Annotated in this window: 24 protein-coding genes; 16 read left to right on the plus strand and 8 right to left on the minus strand. The window is 73.7% G+C overall.

Annotated features, from left to right (window positions below):
- Positions 1–222: 222 nt before the first annotated feature.
- Positions 223–1452: an NADP-dependent malic enzyme gene (locus ACFWEG_RS13145; protein WP_387213306.1), complete on the minus strand. Its 1230-nt coding sequence runs from the start codon at positions 1450–1452 to the stop codon at positions 223–225.
- A gap of 600 nt (positions 1453–2052) precedes the next feature.
- Here ACFWEG_RS13145 and ACFWEG_RS13150 point away from each other — a divergent pair.
- From ACFWEG_RS13150 to ACFWEG_RS13175, 6 genes are all read left to right on the plus strand, one after another.
- Positions 2053–3006 (plus strand): ABC transporter substrate-binding protein, encoded by a 954-nt coding sequence (locus ACFWEG_RS13150; RefSeq protein WP_387213309.1) that lies wholly within the window; start codon positions 2053–2055, stop codon positions 3004–3006.
- Between the two features lie 27 nt (positions 3007–3033).
- Positions 3034–3990: an amino acid ABC transporter permease gene (locus ACFWEG_RS13155; RefSeq protein WP_387213312.1), complete on the plus strand. Its 957-nt coding sequence runs from the start codon at positions 3034–3036 to the stop codon at positions 3988–3990.
- Positions 3987–4748 (plus strand): amino acid ABC transporter ATP-binding protein, encoded by a 762-nt coding sequence (locus ACFWEG_RS13160; protein ID WP_387213316.1) that lies wholly within the window; start codon positions 3987–3989, stop codon positions 4746–4748. Before ACFWEG_RS13155 ends, ACFWEG_RS13160 begins: the two co-directional genes overlap by 4 nt.
- A gap of 175 nt (positions 4749–4923) precedes the next feature.
- The gene (locus ACFWEG_RS13165) at positions 4924–5517 is read left to right on the plus strand and encodes a CGNR zinc finger domain-containing protein (protein WP_387213318.1); all 594 of its coding nucleotides are present in this window, start codon (positions 4924–4926) and stop codon (positions 5515–5517) included.
- An 87-nt stretch (positions 5518–5604) separates the two neighbouring features.
- The gene (amrS, locus tag ACFWEG_RS13170) at positions 5605–6636 is read left to right on the plus strand and encodes an AmmeMemoRadiSam system radical SAM enzyme (protein ID WP_387213321.1); all 1032 of its coding nucleotides are present in this window, start codon (positions 5605–5607) and stop codon (positions 6634–6636) included.
- The gene (locus tag ACFWEG_RS13175) at positions 6633–6881 is read left to right on the plus strand and encodes a radical SAM-modified peptide, FtsH ternary system-associated (RefSeq protein WP_387213324.1); all 249 of its coding nucleotides are present in this window, start codon (positions 6633–6635) and stop codon (positions 6879–6881) included. Before amrS ends, ACFWEG_RS13175 begins: the two co-directional genes overlap by 4 nt.
- A 10-nt stretch (positions 6882–6891) precedes the next feature.
- Here ACFWEG_RS13175 and ACFWEG_RS13180 read toward each other — a convergent pair whose 3' ends face one another.
- Positions 6892–9378, minus strand: a complete 2487-nt coding sequence (locus ACFWEG_RS13180; protein WP_387213327.1) for a hypothetical protein — start codon at positions 9376–9378, stop codon at positions 6892–6894.
- Positions 9379–9487: 109 nt separating this feature from the next.
- Here ACFWEG_RS13180 and ACFWEG_RS13185 point away from each other — a divergent pair, with 109 nt between their 5' ends.
- The 5 genes from ACFWEG_RS13185 to ACFWEG_RS13205 all read left to right on the plus strand — a co-directional run bounded on the left by ACFWEG_RS13185 (position 9488) and on the right by ACFWEG_RS13205 (position 13297).
- Positions 9488–10258, plus strand: coding sequence for a hypothetical protein (locus tag ACFWEG_RS13185; protein ID WP_387213330.1), 771 nt, complete (start codon positions 9488–9490; stop codon positions 10256–10258).
- A 98-nt stretch (positions 10259–10356) separates the two neighbouring features.
- Positions 10357–11658, plus strand: a complete 1302-nt coding sequence (locus tag ACFWEG_RS13190) for a hypothetical protein (protein WP_387213333.1) — start codon at positions 10357–10359, stop codon at positions 11656–11658.
- Positions 11655–12335 carry a hypothetical protein gene (locus ACFWEG_RS13195; protein WP_387213336.1) on the plus strand — a complete coding sequence of 227 codons (681 nt, stop codon included), beginning with the start codon at positions 11655–11657 and terminating at the stop codon, positions 12333–12335. Before ACFWEG_RS13190 ends, ACFWEG_RS13195 begins: the two co-directional genes overlap by 4 nt.
- Before the next feature lie 54 nt (positions 12336–12389).
- Positions 12390–12608 carry a hypothetical protein gene (locus ACFWEG_RS13200; protein ID WP_387213339.1) on the plus strand — a complete coding sequence of 73 codons (219 nt, stop codon included), beginning with the start codon at positions 12390–12392 and terminating at the stop codon, positions 12606–12608.
- On the plus strand, positions 12605–13297 hold the full coding sequence (locus tag ACFWEG_RS13205) for a hypothetical protein (protein WP_387213342.1): 693 nt from the start codon (positions 12605–12607) through the stop codon (positions 13295–13297). The genes ACFWEG_RS13200 and ACFWEG_RS13205 overlap by 4 nt, the downstream gene beginning before the upstream one ends.
- A gap of 25 nt (positions 13298–13322) precedes the next feature.
- On the opposite strand, the gene sodX is transcribed toward ACFWEG_RS13205, so the two are convergent.
- The gene (sodX, locus tag ACFWEG_RS13210; RefSeq protein WP_387213345.1) at positions 13323–13757 is read right to left on the minus strand and encodes a nickel-type superoxide dismutase maturation protease; all 435 of its coding nucleotides are present in this window, start codon (positions 13755–13757) and stop codon (positions 13323–13325) included.
- A 196-nt stretch (positions 13758–13953) separates the two neighbouring features.
- Between sodX and sodN the strand changes: the two genes are divergently transcribed.
- Entirely contained in the window at positions 13954–14349 is a 396-nt protein-coding gene (gene sodN, locus ACFWEG_RS13215; RefSeq protein ID WP_387213348.1) for a superoxide dismutase, Ni, read from the plus strand.
- A 7-nt stretch (positions 14350–14356) separates the two neighbouring features.
- Here sodN and ACFWEG_RS13220 read toward each other — a convergent pair whose 3' ends face one another.
- Complete coding sequence (locus ACFWEG_RS13220) at positions 14357–14908, minus strand: site-specific integrase (protein WP_387213351.1); 552 nt, start codon at positions 14906–14908, stop codon at positions 14357–14359.
- Complete coding sequence (locus tag ACFWEG_RS13225) at positions 14909–15187, minus strand: hypothetical protein (protein ID WP_387213354.1); 279 nt, start codon at positions 15185–15187, stop codon at positions 14909–14911. It lies immediately after the preceding gene.
- A 359-nt stretch (positions 15188–15546) separates the two neighbouring features.
- Here ACFWEG_RS13225 and ACFWEG_RS13230 point away from each other — a divergent pair, with 359 nt between their 5' ends.
- From ACFWEG_RS13230 to ACFWEG_RS13240, 3 genes are all read left to right on the plus strand, one after another.
- Positions 15547–16674: an ABC transporter permease gene (locus tag ACFWEG_RS13230; RefSeq protein ID WP_387213357.1), complete on the plus strand. Its 1128-nt coding sequence runs from the start codon at positions 15547–15549 to the stop codon at positions 16672–16674.
- On the plus strand, positions 16671–17387 hold the full coding sequence (locus tag ACFWEG_RS13235; RefSeq protein WP_387213359.1) for an ABC transporter ATP-binding protein: 717 nt from the start codon (positions 16671–16673) through the stop codon (positions 17385–17387). Before ACFWEG_RS13230 ends, ACFWEG_RS13235 begins: the two co-directional genes overlap by 4 nt.
- Before the next feature lie 62 nt (positions 17388–17449).
- A complete protein-coding gene (locus ACFWEG_RS13240; RefSeq protein ID WP_387213362.1) occupies positions 17450–18061 on the plus strand; it encodes a TetR/AcrR family transcriptional regulator in 612 nt (203 codons plus the stop codon).
- 499 nt (positions 18062–18560) lie between these two features.
- On the opposite strand, the gene ACFWEG_RS13245 is transcribed toward ACFWEG_RS13240, so the two are convergent.
- On the minus strand, positions 18561–18980 hold the full coding sequence (locus tag ACFWEG_RS13245; protein WP_387213365.1) for a peptidoglycan-binding protein: 420 nt from the start codon (positions 18978–18980) through the stop codon (positions 18561–18563).
- Positions 18981–19128: 148 nt separating this feature from the next.
- Positions 19129–19917 (minus strand): hypothetical protein, encoded by a 789-nt coding sequence (locus ACFWEG_RS13250; RefSeq protein ID WP_387213368.1) that lies wholly within the window; start codon positions 19915–19917, stop codon positions 19129–19131.
- 106 nt (positions 19918–20023) lie between these two features.
- Here ACFWEG_RS13250 and ACFWEG_RS13255 point away from each other — a divergent pair, with 106 nt between their 5' ends.
- Entirely contained in the window at positions 20024–20938 is a 915-nt protein-coding gene (locus tag ACFWEG_RS13255) for an NAD(P)-dependent oxidoreductase (protein WP_387213371.1), read from the plus strand.
- A gap of 262 nt (positions 20939–21200) precedes the next feature.
- Here the strand turns inward: ACFWEG_RS13255 and ACFWEG_RS13260 are convergent, their stop codons facing one another.
- Positions 21201–23231, minus strand: a complete 2031-nt coding sequence (locus ACFWEG_RS13260) for a M4 family metallopeptidase (RefSeq protein ID WP_387213374.1) — start codon at positions 23229–23231, stop codon at positions 21201–21203.
- Positions 23232–23606: the final 375 nt, after the last annotated feature.

The following is a 23606-nucleotide window of genomic DNA, read 5'->3' on the forward strand; positions in this document are numbered from 1 at the left end:
ACACACCCCCCCCCCCCCGCCCCCCGCGCCCGCGCGGGCGCTGCCCGTGCAACGGGGGCGAAGCCCCGAAACCACTCGGCGCAAGCCGCACCAAGGCTCGACGCGGGCCGGCAAAAAACTCAGCCCGGCCGGCGTTTGAGGCCGCCGGGCGGAGCCCGGTACCCGGGCCGGAGGCCCGGAAGGGGGGCGGGGCGGAGCCCCGCGGCCCCCCTCCCGGTGGGGCTAGCGCCGGGCCACACCCTCCGCCCGCGCCGCCGCGGCAACCGCCGCCGTCACCGCCGGCGCGACCCGCTCGTCGAACGGCGAGGGAATGACGTAGCCCGCACTGAGCTCGTCCCCCACGACATCCGCCAACGCGTTCGCCGCCGCGATCTTCATGCCCTCCGTGATCCGCGACGCCCGCACCGCGAGCGCCCCCGCGAAGATCCCCGGGAACGCGAGCACGTTGTTGATCTGGTTCGGGTAGTCCGACCGCCCCGTCGCGACGACGGCCGCGTACTTGTGCGCGACATCCGGATGCACCTCCGGATTTGGGTTCGCCATCGCGAACACGAACGCGTCGGGCGCCATCGACGCGACCGCCGCCTCGGCGACCGTCCCGCCGGACACCCCGATGAACACGTCCGCCCCGGCGAGCGCCGACTCCAGCGACCCGGTGAGCCCGGCCTTGTTGGTGACCGAGGCCAACTCGCGCTTGACGTCCGTCAGATCGTCCCGGTCCGCGCTGACGATCCCCTTGCGATCGGCGACGGCCACGTCACCAAGCCCCGCGGCGAGCAGGAACTTCGCGATCGCGACCCCCGCCGCACCCGCGCCGGAGATGACCGCGCGAAGCTCGCGGAGCTCGCGCCCCGTCAGCTTCGCCGCGTTCCGCAGCGCGGCCAGCGTGACGATCGCCGTCCCGTGCTGGTCGTCGTGGAAGACCGGGATGTCGAGCCGCTCCTGGAGCCTGCGCTCGATCTCGAAGCACCGCGGCGCCGAGATGTCCTCAAGGTTGACGCCCCCGAAGGACGGCGCGAGCCGGACGACGGTGTCGATGATCTCGTCGGTGTCCTTCGTCGCGAGCGCGATCGGGACCGCGTCGACGCCGCCGAACTGCTTGAAGAGGATGGCCTTGCCCTCCATCACCGGGAGGGACGCCTCGGGACCGATGTCCCCGAGGCCGAGGACGGCCGTGCCGTCCGTGACGACCGCGACGACCTGCGACTTCCAGGTGTAGTCGTGGACGAGTTCCGGATTCTCCGCGATGGCGCTGCACACCTTGGCGACGCCGGGCGTGTAGGCGAGGGACAGGTCGTCCTTGTCGCGGACCGGGACGGTGGCCTGGACGGCCATCTTCCCGCCGCGATGGAGGGCGAACGCCGCGTCGAACGGTTCGTCCGCGCCCACGGACGCCGCACCGTCCGTCGCCGTGCCGTTGTCGCTGCGAGGATTGACGATCTCCGCTGCCACTTGTGTGACCCCTTAAGTCATGAACTGCAGTTGAGGGTGGACCACTCCTGGTTGAGGGGTGGGCGGGCACCGCGTACGCACCGCTTTCGTGAGCCGCACATGGGTCCGTACGCGACGAGCGCGCCGCACACGCGCTCTGAGCCCCGGATGAGGGGTGTAAGGATCTGTTCTACCTGACGGGAGCGTCCCCGGACGAGCCCATATGCCGCCCGTCACATCGGCCGCCCCCGCGCGGGGCCCCCTCCGGTGATCTTCCGCTCCGCCCGGCCGGCGGCGCTCCCGGCCCCCGGTGACATGACTCATAGCGGGATATCTGGACAAGTCCACCGACCGGAGGATCATCGTCCGGATCGTGGAGCGGACCACAGATCCTACGGTCGCCGGAGCCTCCCGCCACAGAAGGTGCCGCCGTCGACCGCCCTGCGCACACAAGCCCGTTGGCACGGCCGGACCACCCGTTACCCGATTTTGACATCGGTGAACCCTTGAATGACCACGTCCGAATGGCAAGATGCGGTAATCACACACGGTTGCGGCACTCGATGGTGCGTCCGCGACCGGGCTGCAACTCCTCAAACACCCTGCCGGAGGACCCAGATCATGCGCGCAAGCACCACCCGTCGTTCGACCGCCTCGCCCCGCACCACGCTGCGGGCCCGGGCCGCCGCGGTCGGCGCGCTCGCGGTCGCCGGCTCCCTCCTGCTGTCCGCCTGCGGCGACCAGACGGACGCGGCCAAGGAGAAGGACACCAAGCCGAGCAAGGGCGGCGACAAGACCGCGGCCGCGCCGCTCGCCGACAAGCTCCCGAAGGCGATAGCCGACGCGGGAGTCGTCAAGGTCGGCTCGGACATCAACTACGCGCCGATGGAGTTCGACGAGGGCGGCAAGCCCGCGGGCGTCGACGTCGACATCGCCGCCGCCATCGGCAAGGAGCTCGGTGTCGAGTTCAAGTTCGAGAACGGCACGTTCGACAACCTGATCCCGTCGCTCGACACCGGCCGCTACGACGTGATCATGTCCGCGATGAGCGACACCAAGGAGCGCCAGGCGAAGGTCGACTTCGTCGACTACTTCAACGCCGGCGTCTCGATCCTGGTCAAGAAGGGCAACCCCAAGGGCATCCAGTCCCTCGAGGACCTGTGCGGCAAGACGATCGCCTTCCAGCGCGGCACCGTCAGCGCCGACGTCGCCAAGGCGGCGAACAAGGACGCCTGCAAGGACAAGAAGATCAAGACCCTCACCTTCGACACCGACACCGAGGCGCTGCTCCAGGTCAAGCAGGGTCGCGCGGTGGCGGACCTGAACGACTTCCCGGTCGCCGCGTACAACGCGAAGACCTCCGGCGGCGGCAACGACTTCGAGGTCGCCGGCGACCAGATCGACGAGGGCCCGTACGGCATCGCCGTCAGCAAGAAGAACGGCGAGCTGCGCGACGCCGTCTCCGCTGCGCTCGACGCGATCATCGCCAACGGCGAGTACGCCAAGGTCCTGGAGAAGTGGAACGTCAAGCAGGGCGGCGTCGAGAAGGCCGTCCTCAACGGCGGCGCCGAGTAATCCGCGGATCGCGCAAAGGTACTTCCTGTGACTGAGAAGCACGTGACGGAACCGGCCGGCACCCCGCCGGCCGGTCCCGGCCCCGCCAAGACCGACGCCGCCGGCGCAGTGCCGCCGGAGGCCATCAAGGCCGTCCCGCTGCGGCACCCGTGGCGCTGGGTCAGCGCCGTGGTGGTGCTCGGACTGCTCGCACTGCTCGGCACGGCGTTCGCCAACGCCGCCATCGAGTGGGGCGACATCCCCGAGTACCTGTTCTCCGCGCGGTTCGCCGAGGCGGGTCTGAACACCCTCGAGATCACCATCCTCAGCTTCGCCATCGGCCTGGTCCTCGGTGTCCTGCTGGCCGTGATGAAGCTGTCGAAGAACCCGGTGATCTCGCTCTTCGCCAACGGCTACATCTGGCTCTTCCGCGGCACCCCCGTGCTGCTGCAGCTGCTGATCTGGTACAACCTCGCCCTGATCTTCCAGGTGATCAACCTGGGTCCGATCTACAAGAACGAGATGACCGAGTTCATGACGCCGTTCGTGGCGTCGCTGCTCGGCCTCGGCCTGAACCAGGCCGCCTACATGGCGGAGGTCGTCCGGGCCGGCATCCAGTCCGTCGACGAGGGCCAGACCGAGGCGGCGCAGGCGCTCGGCCTCAGTTCGAGCAGGACGATGCGCCGCATCGTCCTGCCGCAGGCGATGCGTGTGATCATCCCGCCGACCGGCAACCAGTTCATCGACCTGCTGAAGACCTCGTCGCTGGCGTCGGTCATCACGTACACCGAGCTGACCCAGATCTCGAAGACCATCTCGTCCAGCCAACTGAACGTGATCGAGATGTACTTCGTCGCGGCCGTCTGGTACCTGTTCTTCACCAGCATCTTCAGCATCGGCCAGTTCTACATCGAACGCCACTACGCCAAGGGGTCGGTGCGCAACCTGCCGCCCACGCCCTGGCAGAAGATCAGGGCGAGCATGACCGGGAGGGCTGCCGGATGACGGCGATGGTGAAGGCCGAGGGCGTCCACAAGTCCTTCGGCACGGCGCACATCCTCAAGGGCATCGACCTCGAGGTCGCCCCCGGCGAGGTGTTCTGCCTGATCGGCCCGTCGGGCTCCGGCAAGTCGACCTTCCTGCGGTGCATCAACCACCTGGAGCAGGTCAACGCCGGCCGGCTGTACGTCGACGGGCAGCTGGTCGGCTACCGGCAGAAGGGCGACAAGCTCTACGAGCTGAAGGAGAAGGAGATCGCGGCGCAGCGCAAGGACATCGGCATGGTGTTCCAGCGCTTCAACCTCTTCCCGCACATGACGGCTCTGGAGAACGTCATGGAGGCGCCGGTCCAGGTCAAGGGCGAGACCAAGGCGGTCGCCCGTGAGCGGGCGCGCAAGCTGCTCGACCGCGTCGGCCTGGCCGACCGCGCCGGCCACTACCCCTCGCAGCTCTCCGGCGGCCAGCAACAGCGCGTGGCGATCGCCCGCGCGCTCGCCATGGAGCCGAAGCTGATGCTGTTCGACGAGCCGACCTCCGCGCTCGACCCGGAGCTGGTCGGCGACGTCCTGGACGTCATGCGCGGCCTGGCGGAGGACGGCATGACGATGGTCGTCGTCACCCACGAGATGGGCTTCGCCCGCGAGGTCGGCGACAGCCTGGTCTTCATGGACGAGGGAGTCGTCGTCGAGGCCGGCAACCCGCGCGACGTGCTCACCAACCCGCAGCACGACCGCACGAAGGGCTTCCTCTCGAAGGTGCTCTGACATGCTCCGCAGGGGGCGGTACGGGATGCCCGTGCCGCCCCCTGCGTCGTGTCCGCGACCGCGGCCCCGTCCGCGCGATCCCGGCCGCGGCCCCCTCGGCCGTAATACCCTGGTCGGAACTACGACCGTTACGCGGGCCCGACGGCGCCCGCGACCGCCGCCGTGAGGACTGACCGTGATCCTGGCCTCGTACTCGGACCACGCCGTGCGCCTGGTCAACACCGAGGAGCCCGCGCGGGGCGCCGACGCCCTGACCTCGGTGGACGCCGTGCGCGCCCTGTTCGGCGGCAACGCGTCCGCCGCCCGCCGGGCCACCGACTCCGACGTCACCCGCTTCCGGGGCGTACGGGCGCGGCTGCGGGCCGTCTTCGAGGCGGCCGACGCGGGCGACGAGACGCTCGCCGTCGACCTGCTGAACTCGCTGCTCCTGGAGTTCCCCGTCAGCCCGCAGATCTCCGGCCACGACGCCCGCCGCGAGGACGGCCGGCCCGACTGGCACATGCACCTCGCCGACCACCCCTCGAACGCGACCGCGGGGTACGCGGCGATCGCCGCGATGGGGCTCGCCTTCCACCTCACCGAGCACGGCGTCGACCGCCTCGGCCTCTGCCAGGCCGCGCCCTGCCGCAACGCCTACCTCGACACCTCCGCCAACCGCTCCCGCCGCTACTGCTCCGACCGCTGCGCCACCCGCGCCAACGTGGCGGCGTACCGGGCGCGCAAGCGGGCGGAGGGCGGCGGGGCCGACGAGGACGCCGGGCCGCGATGAGCGCCTGACAGACCGCGGACCGCGCCGTTACGCTGCCTGGAGGTGGGCCCGCGGGAGCGCCGGGGGACGGCGAGTGGGGGCGGCGCGATGGAGCAGCTGTGGCAGGACGCCGATCCGGCCTTCACACAGGTCACGGCCGCCGGAGTCCGCTGCGTGCTCTGCCCGTTCCGCTGCCGGCTGCGGGACGGCGAGAGCGGGGCCTGCCGGGTGCGGCGGCGCAACGGCGGGCGCGTGCAGACCCTCACCCGGACGACGACGGTGCACCACCTCGACGCCGTGGAGCGCAAGCCGTTCTACCATTTCCGGCCCGGCAGCGCGGTCCTCACCCTGGCCCCGCCGGGCTGCTCCTTCCGATGCGACTACTGCGTGAACCACCGGATCTCCGGCTACGGCCGCGAGCCGCGCGCCCGGGGCCTACCGCCGGTCGAGCCGGTCGACGTGTCCGCGATGGTCCGGCGGGCCGCGGAGTCGTCCGCCGCCGTCGGACTGTCGTACTCGGAGCCCTCCCTCGCCCCGGAACTGACCCTGGCGCTGGCCGCCGAGGCCCGTCCGCTCGGGGTGCCGGTCGTCTGGAAGAGCAACGGCTTCCTCACGCCGGAGGCCGCGGACCGGCTCGCCCCGGCCCTCTCGGCCGTCAACGTCGACGTCAAGGCCGCGGCGGAGGCCCCGCACCTGCGGCTCACGGGCGCGCCGCTGGCGCCGGTACTCGACACGCTCCGGCGGCTGCGGGAGCACGGCGTGTGGCTGGAGGTCACCACCCCGCTCATCCCGGGCAGCAGTGCGAGCGACGACGAGCTGCGCGCGATCGCGGACTCCGTCGCCCCGGTGGACCCGCGCATCCCGTGGCACCTCGTGCGCTTCACCCCCACCCACCGGATGACCGACCACCCGCCCACCGGCCCCGACCGGCTCGCGCGGGCCCGGGAGATCGGCCACGCGGCCGGTCTGCGGCACGTGTACGTGGAGCGCGCCCTGGGCGCGGAGGGTCGGGCGACCCGCTGCCCGCGCTGCGCGGCGACGGTGGTCGAGCGGGACGTGTGGTCCCTCGCCGCGACCCGCCTTGACGGCTCCGGGCGCTGCCCGGAGTGCGGTACGACGGTCGGAGGAGTGTGGCGATGACGGAATCCGCGCCGGACGGGGCCCGGGAGCCGGGCCCGCCGGCCTACCGCTTCGTGGAGTCGCTGCCGGACCTCATCGACGCGGCGGAGTACGCGCGGCACCCCGAAGGACGGCTGGTGAGGCTGCGGCTGACCTGGTCGGCGGAGGGTGTGGAGATCCTCGGGGACGCGTTCCGGCCGGAGGTGCTCGAGCGCCTCCTGGAGGGGCTCGGTCCCGACGAGATCGAGCAGATGATGTGCGGTTGACCCGCCCGGCCTACAGCTCGGCGAGCACCGCGTCGATCACCGCCCCGAGCCGCTCCGGTGCCGGATCGGGGGCCAGCGTCCAGGTGTCGCGCTCACCGGATGCGGTGGGCGCCCCGGAGTAGTGGACGCGGATGGTGAGCAGCCCGGGGAGCGGAAGCCTGCGCTGGTGCGGGTGGGTGAGCAGGACCGGCCGCGGCGGCGCGCCCGCGCCGGCCCCGAGCCGCCGCAGCGCTCGTGCGGCGTGCCGGGCCGCCCGTTCGGGGTCCGGCGGGGCGGGGGGCGCGGGCGCCCAGAGGCGGCGCAGACCCGCCGTGCCGGTCAGCGGGACCGGCCGGTCGAGACCGTTCAGTTGCAGGAGTTCCACCGCGCGGCCGGCCTCCGCCAGCGCCTGTGCCAGTCGGTGCGCGCAGACACGCAGGCAGGTGCCCACGTCCCCGTGCGCCGCGGGTCCGGTGTCCAGGACGAGGACGGCGTCCCCGGCGGCCTGGGGGGCCGCCGCACCGCGGGTGCGGTAGAGCAGCGCGCCCTGCTCCTGGAGGGTGGCGCGGATCGCGGCGGGCAGGGCGAGGTGGCTGGGCAGCATCCGGTCCGGCGGGCCGTGGCGCACCAGGTCGGACGGGGCGCCCGCCGCCGTGGGGCCGGTGACGTCGTCGCCGGGGGCCGCGGCGGGCCGGCGCAGCCAGGGCACCGGGCGCCGGCCGTCGCGGTCCCGGCGCGGGGCGCCGAGGGCGCGGGCGACCCGGTCGGCGAGGCCGGGGTCGCGGGCCACCGCGTCGGGGCCGAGCAGCCGGAGTGCCGGGAGGAGCTCGGCGCGGGTCCGCTCCAGGGCGGCGGCCAGCACGCCGGTCCCGGGCGCTCGCTCCGGCACGCCCTGGGCCGAGCCGCCGAGGCCGCGCTCGAGGGCGGCCCGCAGGACCTGGCCGGGCACGCCCGGAGGCGCGGCGCAACGGGCGTCGGGCGGGAGCCGGGTGGCGGTGACGGCCGCGAGGGCGGCGCGGGCCTCCGCCCGCCAGCCCAGCGCCGCGAGTTCCTGAGCGGCCCGGCTGCCCCAGAGCAGCTCCGCCGGCCGCCCTTCCCCGGCCCCGGTCGGCGGGCCGACCAGTGAGTGGAGGGCGACGAGGGCGGAGAGCGGCGCCGCCGCCTCCGCCTGGGCCGCCGCGCTGCCCAGCTCGGCGAGCCGCGGCCCGGGCAGGGGCAGCGGTCCGGCCGGGGCGCCGGGCTCGGACAGCGGCCACAGCAGGGTTCCGCCACCGCGGTAGGTGATGGCGATCCGGCGCCCGTCCGGGGACCAGCGGACCGACCACACACCGTCGGCAGGCTCGGGCGGTTCGAGGACGAGGACGACGGCCGCCTCCGCCACGTCCCAGATCTGCACGACCGACGTGGACAGGCCGGGCCCCGGCGCGGCGAGCAGGGCTCCGTCGGGCGACCAGGCGAGCGCCGGGGCCCAGCCGACCCCGCCGGGCGCCCCGAACTCGCGCCGGATCCGCCAGTCCCCGGTGTCCCAGACGACGATCGACCCGCCCTCGGCCTGCGGTGTGGCCGCCAGCCGGGTGCCGTCCGGTGACCAGGCGACCCGGGTGGCAAAGGCCCCGGTCGGCATCCTGAGCCGCGGCCGGGTCAGGGTGAACTCCGGCATCCGCCAGAGCAGCACCTCGCCCTGGGTGCCGGCCGCGAGGAGCCGGCCGTCGGGCGACCACCCCGGTCTTCCCACCCGCCCCCGGACGAACCGGCTCACGGGTTCCGCCGCCGCGGGCGGCTCCCCGAGCGTGTACAGGTAGAGACGGGCCGGCGCGGGACCCGCCTCGGGCACGACGAGCAGGCCGCCTCCCCGGGGGCACCACACCGGCGCCTGCCCGCCGGGCACCTCGGTCAGCGGCCGCCCGGTCACGGCGTCCAGGACCGCGAGGGGAGCGCGCCCCTGACGGGACGCGACCGCCACGGCCGCTCCGGGTCCCCCGGCGCGCAGCGGATCTTGGGCCTCGGCGGACGCCTCGACGTCGAACGCCCCCGCCGGCACCTCCGCGGACCACGTCTCGTCCGGCTCCGCCGTGTCGTGGCGGACGAGGCGCCCCGGCCGGGTCTCGGCGACCGCGGCCCCACCGCTCAGCCAGGTGAATCCCGGGGCGGGCGCCGAACCGCCGCCGAGGCCGCGCGGTGGCCCGGCCCGGCGCGCGGTGGAAACGGACCCGTTGGCGGCCCGCCGGCCGACGGACCCGCACATGACGGCCACCCAGCGCCTGAGCTCCGCGTCCGTGCGGTGGCCCGGAGTGGGCGTGACGGCGTCCGGGAGATCCCACAGCGCGTACCCGGGGGTCCCGTTCGCTTCGCTGCGGACCAGCAGCCGGCCGGCGGCGCAGACGTGGAAGTCGGCCGCGCGGCGCGGCGCGGCGGCAATCTCCTCCAGGCGGTCCAGCTCCAGGTCGAGGACGAGCACCCCGCCGGCGTGGGCGGCGGCGAGGTACCGGCCGCTCGGGCTGAAGGCCAACCCGAGCACGGGTGGAAGGGGCGTCGGCGCGGGGCCGTCCGTGCCCGGGGCGTCGACCAGGTGCACGCCGGCCGCGTCGGCGAAGGCGAGCGTCCGTCGGTCGGGTGACCAGGCGACCGTGTGCAGTCCGGTGCGGGCCGCGCGGCCCGCAACCGGTCTGGTGCGGGGGGTGGTCGAGGCGGAGCGGGACCGGGCCTTCCGGCTCGGCCTGCCGGTCGACGAGGTCGGGCTGATGCTCGTGGCACGTTCCGTGGGGCTGCCCGGCGAGCAGGCGTTGACGGGGATCGTCGGCCGGCCGTCGGCGGAGGCCCCCGTGGAGGTGGTGCTGGCGAGGGTCCCGCGGGTCACGGCGGTCGACCCGCCGCTCGGCGGGCACCTCCTGGAGCTGTGCCTGCACCGGCGCGGCCGGCGCGACAGCAGGCACCGGATCGCCGCCGTGCTCGGCGACCACCGCTTCCTCACCGACGCCGTGGCGGCCGCCTCCGGCGGGCGGACGCACACCGCGATCACGTACTACGGCTGGCTCCTGCAAATCCTGACCGGCTCGCCGGTCGTGCAGCGCAAGGACGTCGAGGACGTGATGCAGCTGGTCGGATACCGGCCGCCGCCCGCGCTCGTGATCGCGATGCGGAACGCGAGCAGGGGCTCCGCCGCCGCGGCCGTCGACGCGATCGCCGCGGCGGAGTACTACCGGCACCACCAGTCGCCGCCCCCGGCCCCGCCGGCCCGTCCTGTGATCCCGCCCCTCCCCGCGTCCCCGCCCGACCAACCGCAAGGGCCCGCCCCCGCGGCCCCGCCCGCGCCGGATTCCCACCGGTCCGGGCCGTCCCGTCCCGACGCGCCGCGGGACCACGACCACGGCGGTCCCGCCGGCCGCCCGCACGACTGACCGCTCATGCGCCGCCGGGGGAACGGTGGCGTGCACCGTGAAAGGCAGACGGAGTGACGACCACACCACCTCCCGCGCAGCCGCCTGACGACCGGGCCGTGTCGCCCGATCTCCTCGCGGCTGCGCACGACCTCCAGCAGCTCGCGCGGCAGTCGCCGAGCAGGACGGGGCGGAAGGTCCTGTCCGGACTCGCCGGGGACGCCGCGCTGAACGCCCGGGCCTTGGTCGGGGTCGACCTCAACGAGGTCTATCCGCCCCGGCTGCTGGTACCGGACGCGCCTCCCCGCTACCGGAACCGGATCGGCTGGCTCGGCGTCCTGCGCGACGTCTTCGTGTTCGCGCCGATCGTGCTGACATGGCTCTCACTGCTCGAGGCGTTCCGGGACTACTCGGAGGGCGAGACCTTCCTCGACCAGTGGCGGGACGGCTTCGGCGTGTGGGCCGTCGGGGCCGTCGTGGTGCTCATCCTGCTGGTCATGCTCATCACTGTCGCCCTGCACTGGCTGCGGCTGCGCGACCGGCAGATCTCCTCCAACGCGAAGCTGCGGCAGCGGATCAGCGAACTGCTCGTGGTGATCACCGCGGAGATCGCCCGGCCGGTCGAGACGCCGACCGGCCCGGCGCCGTCCGGCGTACTGGTCCGCACCGCGGCCGAGATCACCGAGGCGACCGACCGGCTGAGGACCGTCCTGAACGACACCGCCGAACGGCTCGAGAAGATCTTCGGTCCGGGCCCGGAGTCCGGTTTCACGACTGCCCTGAACGGTTGGACCGCCTCGGCGAGTTCGCTCGAGCGGATGGGGAAGTCCCTGACGGTCCCGCACAAGCTCGTCCAGGACTTCGCGGCCATGCGGGCGGCGCTCAAGGAGGACGAGGCGGCCACCCTGCAGACCCTGAAGGACCTGATCGCCGAACTGACCCATGCCACCGACACGTCGGCCGAGTCCGGCCGCAACCACGTCGTGGTCTCCGAGGTGGTCATCGGGTTCAGCCGGCAGTTGAACCAGTCCCTCGACCGGTTCGTCGACCGCTCCGAGCTGCTCGACCGGTACATGCAGCACATGGCGGTGACCCTGAACCGGCTCGATCCCCGTCTGGCGCAGTCGGCGCCCGGCCCGGGCCCCTCCGCCCACCGCGACCCGATGGACGACGGCTTCGACATGGCCGCCGGCCGCGGCGGCGTCCCGCGCCAGGACGTGCCGGGCACCTCGGGGGGCAGGGGCCGGGACGGGGCGTCCGCGGAGCCGCCCGGACTCCGGCGGCGGGCGACCGGCGCACCGGCGGACCCGTACGCCACCGAGCCGCATCCGGCCGACGACCCGGTCGCGGGCGAGCGGCCCTCCGACTCCGGCGACGCCGCGGAGTCCGGTGACTGGTACCCGCAGCCGGGGTCCCGGTGAGCGCCCCCGCCTCCGCCGACCGCTCGGCGGACCGCGCCGACCCCGCGGACGACTTCGACCTCGACGACCCGGCGGAGGGGCGGCCGTCCTCGATCCCGGCCCGGTACCTCGCCGGCTGGCTCTTCGCGGACCTGTTCCTCGTCCTGTTCGTGCTGGTGCTCGGACTCGACACCCCGAAGCCGGAGCACCCGCCGCCGGTCGGCCCGACCCGACCGCCGGCGACGGCGGGCGACGCGCCGGGGAGGGTCCTCGTGGGCGGGATCGACCCCGAGTACCAGGGTGTCCCGGTCAGGCTCTCGCCGAACGCGACCGCCCTCGCCCAGGAACGCGGGGCCCTGACCCGGCCGGACGCCGCGAAGGTGATCAGAGCCGTGCGGGAGGAGGTCGCGCTCAGCGGCGAGGGGCGCAAGATCGGCATGCTCATCACCTTCGGCGGAGCACCCCAGTTCCAGGAGAACGCCCGCACCCTCGCCCGGCACACCAATGCGGCCCTGCTGTCGGGGGCGCCGGACCTGTTCTGCGCCGGGAACGTCGGTGACCGGCCGTTCTGGGACGGCGATCCCCTGGACAACCGCGAGAAGTCCCCCCTGGACGCCGTACGCGTCGACGTGTACTACGCCAACTCCTGCGACGCGGCGGCCCCCTCGGCCTCCCCCGGCGCCGGAGGTCCGCGCTAGCCAGTGCACGGCCGGCGCCGAACCCGTCCCGAACACACGACAGAAGGAGCAGTCATGGCAGTGGAGGAACCGCCGGTGGAAGGCGCCGTCCGGCTGAACGCGGCCCGGGAGGTGGAGCGGTACGACGGGCAGACCTGGCGTCCGTACCGGCAGGTGTCCGACGAGGATCCGTTCAACAGGTCCCTGTTCCGGGGCGGCTCAGGGCAACCCGGGGATCCAGCGGCGGGCGGCGGCGCCGGGGCGGACGGGGCCGGGCAGGAGGACCGGAAGTGAGCCTCGACGCCGTCCTCGCGGGGCCCGACCCGGCCGGCGGCGGAGGCGCCGCCGGTGCGGTGGGCCCCGGAGCGTCCCAGGCGGCCGCCGCGGTGAACGACATGCGCGCGGTCGCCCGGTGGTCCCTCGCGACCACCGGCGCCGTGGGCGGCGTCCTGCTCGGAGGGCTCCCGATCGCTGCCGTGGGCAAGATCCGCGGCGCCGCCGACGGCTGGCTCGCCGGCGGGGGCCTCGCCCTCGCGCTGGTGGGCATCTGCGCGGCCCTGTGGGCGACCGGCAACGTGCTCACCCCTCGGTTCGTCACCCTGCGCTCCCTCCAGGAGCGGCCCGCGAAGGGGCTGCGCGCCGAGATCGCGGCCGCCCCGGCCGTCTTCCTCGGCGGTTTCGGGACCGACCCCGCCGCCCTGGCCACGGCGTACGAGGACCACGCGAAACTGGTGCGCGTGTTCGGCGAGCGGCTCGACCGCGCGACGGACGAGGCCGAGCGGGCGGCCTGGGCCGGGGCGCTGGCCGACGCACGGGCGAACGTCGCCGCGGTCACCGCCCGCGGCACCGCGCTCCTGGAGCTGGTGCACGTGTGGCACGTCCAGTACGCGCTGCGCCGGGCCCGGATCCTCACGCTGCTCGCGTCGATCCTGGTCGTCGCCGGCGCGGTCATGTTCCTGCTGGCCACCGACGGCGGCGGCTGAGCCGGGCGGACCGCAGCGCAAGCCCCTATCCCGGCGTCCGCCGCCCCCGGGCGGTGACGCGACGGGCCGCCACCGGCCGCACCGCGCCGAACGCCCAGGCCGCGAGGGCGAGCGGGGTGGGGCGCTCGCGCCGCGCGGGGGGCGGCCGGAAGCGGACGAGCACCCGGCCGAGCACCAACTCCCGCGGGACGACCCCGTAGTCCGTGCTGTCCCCGCCGGCGTACGGGTTGTCGCCGAGCACCCACCAGCCGCCCGGCCGGCGTTCGACCGCGCGTTTGACCACGAGCAGGTCCTGCTGGAACGGGTGCCGCAGCACCACCACCGCGCCGGGCCGCACCTCCGCGCCGTACCGCACGACCAGCCGGTCGCCGTGCCGCAGCGTCGGCACCATCGACGGCCCGTGCACCTGCGCGAGCCCGAGTTGCGCGCCCGGCCCCCGGCCCTCGGCCACGTCCTGCATCAAGCCACCTGCTCCCAACCCGTCAGTCCTTCTCCGCACGGCCCGTCCTGAGCCGTACCCACCCGCGCGAGCCCCTGCACGGGTCCTGGTACGACCCGGGACTTTAGGCGTAGGCCCATGGGGGCACTCGCGAAAAGAGGTGCCCCACGGAGTAATGTCGCACCTGAGAAGACGATCACGAGGAAGGAACAGCTGCATGCTTTCCCGCCTGTTTGCCCCCAAGGTGACGGTCAGCGCCCACTGCGACCTGCCGTGCGGCGTGTACGACCCGGCCCAGGCCCGCATCGAGGCCGAGTCGGTCAAGGCCGTCCAGGAGAAGATGGCCGCCAACGACGACGCGCACTTCCAGGCGCGGGCCACCGTCATCAAGGAGCAGCGCGCCGAGCTCGCCAAGCACCACGTCTCGGTGCTCTGGAGCGACTACTTCAAGCCCCCGCACTTCGAGAAGTACCCCCAGCTCCACGTCCTGGTCAACGACACCCTCAAGGCCCTCTCCGCGGCCAAGGCCTCGACCGACCCCAAGACGGGCGAGAAGGCGCTGGAACTCATCGCCGAGATCGACCGCATCTTCTGGGAGACGAAGAAGGCCTGATCTGTGGCTAGGCCGTCTGACCTGCTGTTTCGCCGGTCAGGCTCCCTACCGGTCCGCACCCGGTCCGCAGGCCGCCGAGCACGGCGTCCATGACGGCCCGGGTGCGGTCTTCTTCGCCCGGCCACAGGTGCGCGTAGATCCGCAGCGTGATGACGGCGGACACGTGGCCGAGAACCAGCTGCACCTGCTTCACGCTCGCGCCGCCGGCGATGAGCGCGGACGCGTAGAAGTGCCGCAGGTCGTGGGTGACCAGGCGCGGCAGCCCTACGGGCTTGCGGCCCTCGCGCGCGGCCGTCTCGTCCTCCTCCGCCTGGAGCGTTTTCCGCGCAGACTTCATTCGGTCTTCCAGCGCCGGTAGTTGAGCGGCTCCCTCCTCCATCGTGAACAGCCACTCCGTGGAGGGACGCGCGGCCAGGTGCCCGAGGAGCGCGTCGGTGACGACCTCCCCGACCGGAACCGTCCGCCGGGACTTCGCGGTCTTCGGCGGACCGACCTTCCCCGACTGGAGCCGCTGCCGCTCCACGCGGATGCTGCCCGCCTTGAAGTCGACGTCCGCCACCTACAGGCCGAGCAACTCCCCTATGCGCAGACCCGATCCGGCGAGCGTGACGACGGCCGCGCGGATGTACGGCGGGATCACCCGGGCCATCGCCTCGACCTTGGCGACGGTCGGCGGGGTGACCTCCTCGTCCGGCATGACCGGAAGGGTGATCCGGCGGCACGGGCTGGAGGCGACGACCTTGTCGTCCACGGCCGCCGTCATCATGCGCACGAGGACGTCGTGGACGTTCCGGACGCTGCCGGGGCCGAGCTGGTCGGACAGGTGCTTGAAGAGCACCTGTATGTCGTTGCGGCGTATCGCCGCCAGTGTGCCCCTTGCATCTTCACTTCGAGCTGGCCTGATACAGGGTGAAGACGGCCTGGACGAGTGCGGTGATGCCGGTGGTCGAGCATCGGATCTTGCGGCGTACGCCTCGTGAACGATCAGACCGGTAGACGGAGCTGGCCCCCATCCCCTGAGGGGCCTCGACTTCGGGCGACAGCCCCGCCGGGAGCGGCCGACGGCGCACATCACACATCGTACCGACGGTCGCGTCGATAACATTCGATAAGATGCCGACGGTCGCGTCGTCAAGCGTAGGCAAAACGGCGCTGTGCCCCGTCGTACCCTCATCCCCTCATCGCACGGAGAGCCCTGTGTTCCTTGCCCTACGCGATCTGCGCTTCGCACGCGGTCGCTTCGCCCTGATGGGCGCGGTGGTCGCGCTCATCGCCGTGCTCGGCGTGCTCCTGTCCGGACTCGCCTCCGGTCTGGCGGACGCCGGCATATCCGGCCTGCGCGCGCTGCCCGTGACGCACATGGCCTTCGACGAGAAGGCGACCAGCGAGCAGTTCTCCCGTTCGACCGTCGAGCAGGAGGACTGGGAGGCGTGGTCCAAGGCGCCCGGCGTGGAGCGCGCGGAGCCCTTCGGGAGCACCCTGGCCAATGCCCAGGTCACCGAGGGCGCCAAGAAGGGCGAGCAGGTCAACCTCGCCGTCTTCGGCATGGCACCGGACTCCTCCCTCGCGCCCAGGCCCGAGCAGGGCGAGGGACTGAAGGAGGGCAGCGGGGACATCGTCATCACCCAGGAGCTCGCCGATCTGGGCGTCCGGGTCGGCGACGTCCTGACCGCCGACAAGAGCGCGGTGCGGCTGAAGGTCGTGGGCCTCGTGGAGGAGTCCGTCTCCTACGGCCACATCGGCATCGCGTACACCGACCTCGACACCTGGCGGCACCTGCACTACGGCCTGCCGGGTGAGCTGCCGGAGGCCGCGAGCCGGCAGGCCACGGCCGTCGCCCTGACCCTCGACTCGAACGCCGACGTTGCGGCCGTCGAGAAGGCGACCGGCACCCGCGCCGACACCAAGGAGGCCACCTTCGACGCGTCGCCCGGCTACGCGGCCGAGTCGAGCACCATGGCCCTGATCAAGGGATTCCTGTACGCCATCTCCGCCCTGGTCGTCGGTGCGTTCTTCACCGTGTGGACCGTGCAGCGCAAGGCGGAGATCGCTCTGATGAAGGCGCTCGGCGCCCCCACCGGGTACATCCTGCGCGACGCGCTCGCCCAGGTCGTCGCCGTGCTCGTCGGCGCCACCGCGGTCGGAACCGCCGTGGGCCTGGCCCTGGGCAGCATGATGATCGGAAAGGCCCCCTTCTCCCTCTCCGCCCCGGCCATCGCCACCTCCTCCGGCCTCCTCATCGCCCTCGGGACCGTGGGCGCCTTCGTCGCCGTCCGCCGCATCACCGCCGTCGACCCCCTGACCGCTCTGGGAGCCTCCCGATGACCACACCCGCCACCGACCACCGGGCCACCACGGACAGCGCGGGCTCCGGCGGACTGCGCCTGGACGACGTCACCCTCACGATGGGGGACGGCGACGCCGCCGTCACCGCCCTCGACCACGTGGGGCTGACCGTCGCCCCCGGCGAGTTCGTCGCCGTCGTCGGCCCTTCCGGGTCCGGGAAGTCCAGCCTCCTCGCCGTCGCCGGCGGCCTCCAGCGGCCGACCTCGGGCACCGTGCACATCGCCGGCACCGAGCTGACCACCCTGTCGGACAAGGAGCGCACCGCCGCCCGCCGCCGTCACATCGGCTTCGTCTTCCAGCAGTCGAACCTGCTGGCCTCCCTCACCGTCAGGGAGCAGCTCCTGCTGCCCCTGCACATCGACGGCCGCCTCGACGCCGCTGCCCGCAACCGGGCCGACGAACTCATCGAGGCGGTCGGACTCGGCCACCGGGCAGGCTCCCGCCCGCACCAGCTCTCCGGAGGCGAACGGCAGCGCGCGGGTCTGGCCCGCGCCCTGATGACCTCGCCCGCCGTCCTGCTGGTGGACGAGCCCACCTCGGCACTGGACCGTGTGCGTTCGGCCGAGGCGGTACGGCTGATCGCCGAGCAGACCCACGAGCGGGGCACGGCGACGGTCATGGTCACCCACGACACGGCGATAATGGACGCAGCCGACCGGGTCCACGAGATGGTCGACGGCCGCCTGTCCTGACAGGCAGCCGCGGGCCGGAACCTCCTCCCCGGCCCCGTCCGCCCCTCCAGGAGTCCACCCGCATGCCGAAGATCAACGCCTCCACCGTCGCCGAGCACCGCGCCCAGCAACGCGAGGCACTGATCGATGCGGCGATCGACATCCTGGTCAACGAGGGCGCCGCCGCCGTCACCCCGGCGGCGGTCGGCGCCCGCGCGGGCCTGGCCCGCTCCAGCGTCTACCAGTACTTCGACTCCTCACCGGCCCTCCTGTCGACCATCACGGAGGAAGCCTTCCGGCGCTCCAACGAGGCACTCACCCGCGCCATGGCCGGCGCGAACGGACCGCTGGAACGCGTCGAGGCGTTCTTCAGGGAAAGCCTCCGCCTCGGCGCCGAGGGCGCCCACCGGCCCGCCGCTGCCCTCGTGAACGCCGGCCTGCCCCCTGCCTGCCAAAAACGGCTGATGGAACTCCACCTGGAGCAGGTCGAACCGTTCCGCACCGCCGTCCGGGAGCTCGGCGTCCCCGAGCCCGCGCTCACTGCCGACCTGATCGCCGGAATGCTGCACACCGCCCTGGCCGCCGTCGAGAACGGCACCCCCCTCGAAACGGTCACACAGCGCACCCTCACCCTCGTGCGCCGCTGCCTCACCCAGGCCGGTGGCACGGTCCGCGCACCGGAGGAAGGGGCCTGAGGCCCTCGTGCCGCCGAAGCACCTCGGCCGACCACGGCACGGCAGGCCACCGACCCGGCCCGTTACTTGGAGACCAGGAAGGCCTGACCTTCGACCGGTTCCCCTCGCACCCGGCCCGCCTGCCGCCGACCTCGGTGGCTGCCGCGGGCCGGGTGTCGTCGTGTGGGGGGCCGCGTCGCGACGGTCGGGGTGGCGTCACCCCTGACGATCGTCGGGGTTCGCCCCCCACCTTCGGCCCGGGTGCCGGCCCGCTCGCCCTCCCAGCGTCGGGACATGACATCACGACGGACCGAATTGACCCCGGCCAACAGGCTGTTGACCACCGCCGCCCTGCTAACCGCGACCGCCGGCACGCTCGCCGGGGCCGTGGAAGGGGCGCGCAACTGGGCTGGATGGCCCAGCGCCGCCAGCACCCCGTCCACCGACCTCATCCGCATCACGCCCCCGACGGTACGGAAGTCGCGGCAGGCGGAACACTGCCGAAAGTCGAAGTCCGCGCTCAGCAGACGAAGGACGGCGCGGCTGCCCAGGCGATCAGGTAGGACCAGGTCTCGGGGCCGATCAGGCCGTCCACCGTGATGCCGGCGCAGTCCTGGAAGCGGCGGGTGGCGGCGTCGGTGACCGGTCCGAAGTCGCCGTCCTCCGGGATCGTGCCGCCGCTCAGCGAGAAGTTGAGCAGGCACTGCGCCTGTTGCACTGCGGGCCCGGTGGCGCCCTCCTGGATGCTCGGCGTGCTGCCCGTGTACGTGCACGGGGACGTCCGGTCGGCGGCGGGCGGGGGCGTCGGCGGCGCGGGCACGGGAGTGCCGGGCCGGGTCTCGGTCCTGGTCTTCGTCTCCGTCTCCGTGACCGTGGCCCTCGGCTCGACCGGCGTCGACGAGGCCGACGAGGACGGCGCCGACCGGCTGGACCGCGGCACACTCACCTCACTCGCCGTCTCCGCCCCCGCACACCCGGCACACAGCGCGACCACCAACACCCCCGCACCCACAAGCGCCCGCACGAACCATCACCTCCTGGCTCCCCTTCCAGCGTCCGCCCGTGCCCGTTCGGCCGCAACCCGCCTCTCAGTTCACCGGAGACGTCGCCTCCACCCGGTGGGCCTCGAGGCCGGGCGTGGCCAGGAGGGCGGTGATGAGGGCGGGGGTGCCGCCGATGTAGGTGCTGAGGAGGTCGACGTCGCCGCCGAGGCACCAGGCGTGGTCGGCGGGCCACCAGAGGTCGGGGAGTTCGAGGAAGTGGTGGGGGTCGTCGCCGGGGGTGGGGGCGTCGGTGAGCCGGCCGGAGAGGAGGATCTCGTCGCGGCCGGGGGTGGGGAAGGTGGGGGTGCCGGGGGGCCAGGTGAAGGTGCCGTAGCCGTCCCAGAGGCCGTACCAGCAGCGGTCGGGGGTGGTGGTGTGGCGGGCGAGGACGGGGAGGAGGGCGCGGGCGACGTCGGGCGGGGTGGGGCCCTCGGCGGGGTGCTCGTCCCAGACGCCGGGGAGGCTCGCGTCGCCGTTGAGGTAGTCCACCGGGTCGGCACAGCCGATGAGTTCGCCCCACGTCGTGGTGCCGGTGACCGTCCGCCCGTAGGCCGCGGCGGCGGTCGCCCAGGTGACGGGTCGCTCGTCGAGCGCGGCCGGGTGCAGGATGCGCGCGTACGCGGCGAAGCCGGGCGCGCATACGGCTGTGACGGTGCCGAAGTCGCTGCCGGGTCCGTAGGGGACGGCGTCGCGGGCGAGCCGGTCGGCGGCCGACAGGTCGTCGATGCGGACGCGCAGGCGGCCGTAGCGCTCGGGGACGGAGGCCGGGTCGAAGGCGGTCCGGTCAGCGTCGGGGTAGGGCGGCTCGTAACGGCCGGGCACGGTGAACTTCATGGCAGCAGCCTGCCGGGGCGGCCGCCCCGCCACCACCCCGCGCCGCACGACGTGCACCCCGCGATGCGTCGCACCCGCGCCGCCCCGGCCTCGTAGCCTCGGACTCATGACTGACGACACGACAGGCGCACCGACCACCGTCGCCGTACTCGGCACCGGGATCATGGGATTCGCGATGGCCCGCAACCTCGCCCGGGCGGACGGGTTCGAGGTGCGGGCGTGGAACCGTACGCGCGCGAAGGCCGAACCGCTGGCCGCCGACGGGGCGCGGGTAGCGGACACCCCGGCGGAGGCGGTGGAGGGCGCGGACGTGGTGCTGACGATGCTGTACGACGGCCCGTCGGTACGGGAGGCGATCGGGCAGGCGGCGGGCGCGCTGCGCGAGGGCGCGGTGTGGCTGCAGATGAGCACGGTGGGGGCGGACGGCGTCGGGCCGCTGGCCCGCGCGGCGGTGCAGCACGGGCTGCTGTTCGTCGACGCCCCCGTGCTCGGCACGAAGGAGCCGGCCGAGCAGGGGAAGCTGACGGTGCTGGCGGCGGGCGACCCCGCGGCCCGCACGAGCGCCGACCGGGTCTTCGACGCGATCGGACAGCGGACGGTCTGGCTGGCGGGCGACGCCGCGGACGGCCCCGCGTCGCGGCTGAAACTCGTCGTCAACAGCTGGGTGCTCGCGCTGATCAACGCGACCGGCGAGTCCGTCGCGCTGGCCCAGGGCCTCGGCGTCGACCCGCGGTACTTCCTCGACGCGGTGGCCGGCGGCCCGCTGGACGCCGGCTACCTGCGGGCGAAGGCGGAGACGATCCTCGCCGGTGACTTCCCGCCCAGCTTCGCGGTGAGCGCGGCCCGCAAGGACGCGGGGCTGATCGCGGCGGCCGCGCGGGAGGCGGGCGTACGGGTGGACCTCGCGGAGGCGGCGGGCGAGCGGCTGCGCCGGGCCGAGGAGCAGGGCCACGGCGCGGAGGACGCCTCGGCGGCGTACTTCGCGAGCTTCCCGGACGGGGCGCCGCCCGCCGCGCGGTGACCCCCGGCAGCGGGGTCCGCGCGGCGACGGGGCGCCGAACCCGACGCGGGGCCGGGTCGGGGGGCCCGACCCGCGGCTCGGCGGAACCCCGCACGCCACGGCCCCACCCGCCACGCCACAGCGAGTCACGGCACCCCGTGCCACCGCACCCGCCCCGCACCATGGACCGCACACATGGACCGCGCCCGACCCCGGAACAGCACGGGGACGGGCGCGGCTGGTTCTCATGCGTCCGGCACGGAGCCGGCTCGGGACGGACCGGTCAGAACGTCAGCTTCCAGCCGTTGATCCGCCCGGTGTCCTGCGCGGCGACGTCGCGGACCTGGAGCTTCCACGCCCCGTTCGCGACCTCGCTGGAGGCGTTGACCGTGTACTGCGCCACCACGTTGTCGGCCGAGTCCGAGGAGCTGGAGTTCTTCAGTCGGTACGCCGTGCCGTCCGGCGCGACCAGGTCGATGACGAGGTCGCCGCGGTAGGTGTGCGTGATGTTGACGTCCACCTTCAGCGCCGCCGGGGCGTTGCCCGTCCGGCCCGTGACGTTGATCGTCGAGGTGACGGCCGCGGCCGGCGAGTCGGGGATGTTGACGACGGTGGTCGACTCGTAGACCGTGCCGCCGCCACCGCCGCCGCCCGAGCGGGTGCCGACGTTGACCCCGGCCCAGGCGTCCTGGACGGCCTTGTACTCGGTGCTGGTCGTCCCGTACAGCTCGCCGGCCACCGCGAGCGTGCCGGTGCGGGCGGCCGCGTAGTTGGTCGAGGAGGTGAACTTGGTGGTCAGCGCCTTGTACCAGATCAGCGCGGCCTTGTCCCGGCCGATGCCCGCGACCGGCAGACCGTCCGAGGTGGGCGAGTCGTAGGCGACGCCGTTGACGGTCTTCGCGCCGCTGCCCTCGGACAGCAGGTAGAAGAAGTGGTTGGCCGGGCCGGACGAGTAGTGGACGTCGACCGAGCCGATCCCCGAGTACCAGTAGTCCTTCGACGAGCCGTCCTTGCTCGGCTTGTCCATGTACCGCAGCGGGGTGCCGTTGCCTCGGATGTCGATCTTCTCGCCGACCAGGTAGTCGCCGGGGTCCGAGGTGTTGCCCGCCGCGAACTCGACGGCGGCGGCGAAGATGTCGCTGGTCGCCTCGTTCAGGCCGCCGGACTCGCCGCTGTAGACCAGGCGCGCGGTGTTGGACGTGACGCCGTGGGTCATCTCGTGCGCCGCGACGTCGAGCGAGGTCAGGGGCTTGGCGTTGCCGCTGCCGTCGCCGTAGGTCATGCAGAAGCAGCTGTCCTGCCAGAAGGCGTTGACGTAGTTGTTGCCGTAGTGGACGCGGGAGTACGCGCCGACGCCGTCGCCCCGGATGCCGCTGCGGCCGTGGACCTCCTTGAAGTAGTCCCAGGTCTCGGCGGCGCCGTAGTGCGCGTCGGCGCCCGCGGTCTCCAGGTTGGCGGGCTGGCCGTTGCCCCAGACGTCGTCCGGGCCGGAGAAGAGGGTGCCGGTGCCGGAGGTGCCGCGGTTCAGGTTGTACGTCTTGTGCCCGCCGCGCGCGCCGTCGGTGAGGTTGAACGTGGACCCCGACTGGGTCGTGCCGAGCGTCACCTGGCCGCTGTACTGGGTGTTGCCGGTGCCCTGGTGGACGGCCTGCCACTCGTACAGCTTGGCGCCGGTGGAGGCGTCGGTGACGACGTGCAGCTCGTTGGGCGTGCCGTCGTGCTGGAGGCCGCCGACGACGGTCTCGTAGGCGAGGACGGGCTTGCCGGTGGCGAGCCAGACGACCTTGCGGGGCGCCCGGTCGGCCTCGGTCTTCTTCGAGCCCTCGGCCGCGGCGGCGCCGAGCGCCTGCTTCTCGGCGGCGGCCGGCGCCACCTCGGCGGTGGTGTCGACGCCGGTGAGCTGCGCCTTCGACGCCTTGGTGACGGTCTGGGCCGTGCTCCCCGCGTCCTCGGCCACCACCAGGTCGCCGCCGAGGACCGGCAGCCCGTCGTAGGTGCGCTCGTAGCGGGTGTGGGTGGTGCCGTCGCGGTCCTGGACGACATCCCGGACGACGAGCTTCTCCTTCGCGCCGAGGCCGAGGCGCTCGGCGGTGGCGGCGCGGTCGGCGTCGGCGGCCTTGATCAGCGCGGCGCGCTGGGCGGGGCTCAGCGGCTTGGGCGCGGCACCGGGGTCGGCCGCGGCGGGGGCCGTGGCCGGACCCGCGGGCGGGGCGGCCTGCACGCCGCCTGCCTGCAGGCCGAGGGCGAGCATCGCGGTCGCGGTGAGCAGGACTCCGGTGGCGGCGGCCGGTCTGTGACGGGGGAGGTTACGCACGCGAACTCCTTCTGCGCGGTGGGGGCCGGACGGAGTGGGACCCCGTCCGGGGCAGAGCGTGGGGGGTGGTGCGTGGAACGGTGCTGAGATTGGCACCAGATCCGGGCTGCTGTCAGGACCGCGTCAACAGGTTGGCCGGATTTCGTCCGCTGCTCGTGGCCCGCTGTTCGCATTGCGGACGCATTGCGGCCTCGTGAACGGGATACGGACCCGCCCCGGCGCGGACCGCCGGCGCCCCGGGACGGGAGCGGTCGGACGGCGCGGGCGGGGCCGGCGTCCGGGGAGGTCAGCGCGGGGTGCGAGCCGCCGCCACCAGCGGCGACGGCACCCGGTGACAGGGGCGGCGGAGGCTACGGGACGACGTCCCGCGCATGT

It is taken from the genome of Streptomyces sp. NPDC060194, assembly GCF_042728285.1.
In the GTDB taxonomy this organism is placed as follows: domain Bacteria; phylum Actinomycetota; class Actinomycetes; order Streptomycetales; family Streptomycetaceae; genus Streptomyces.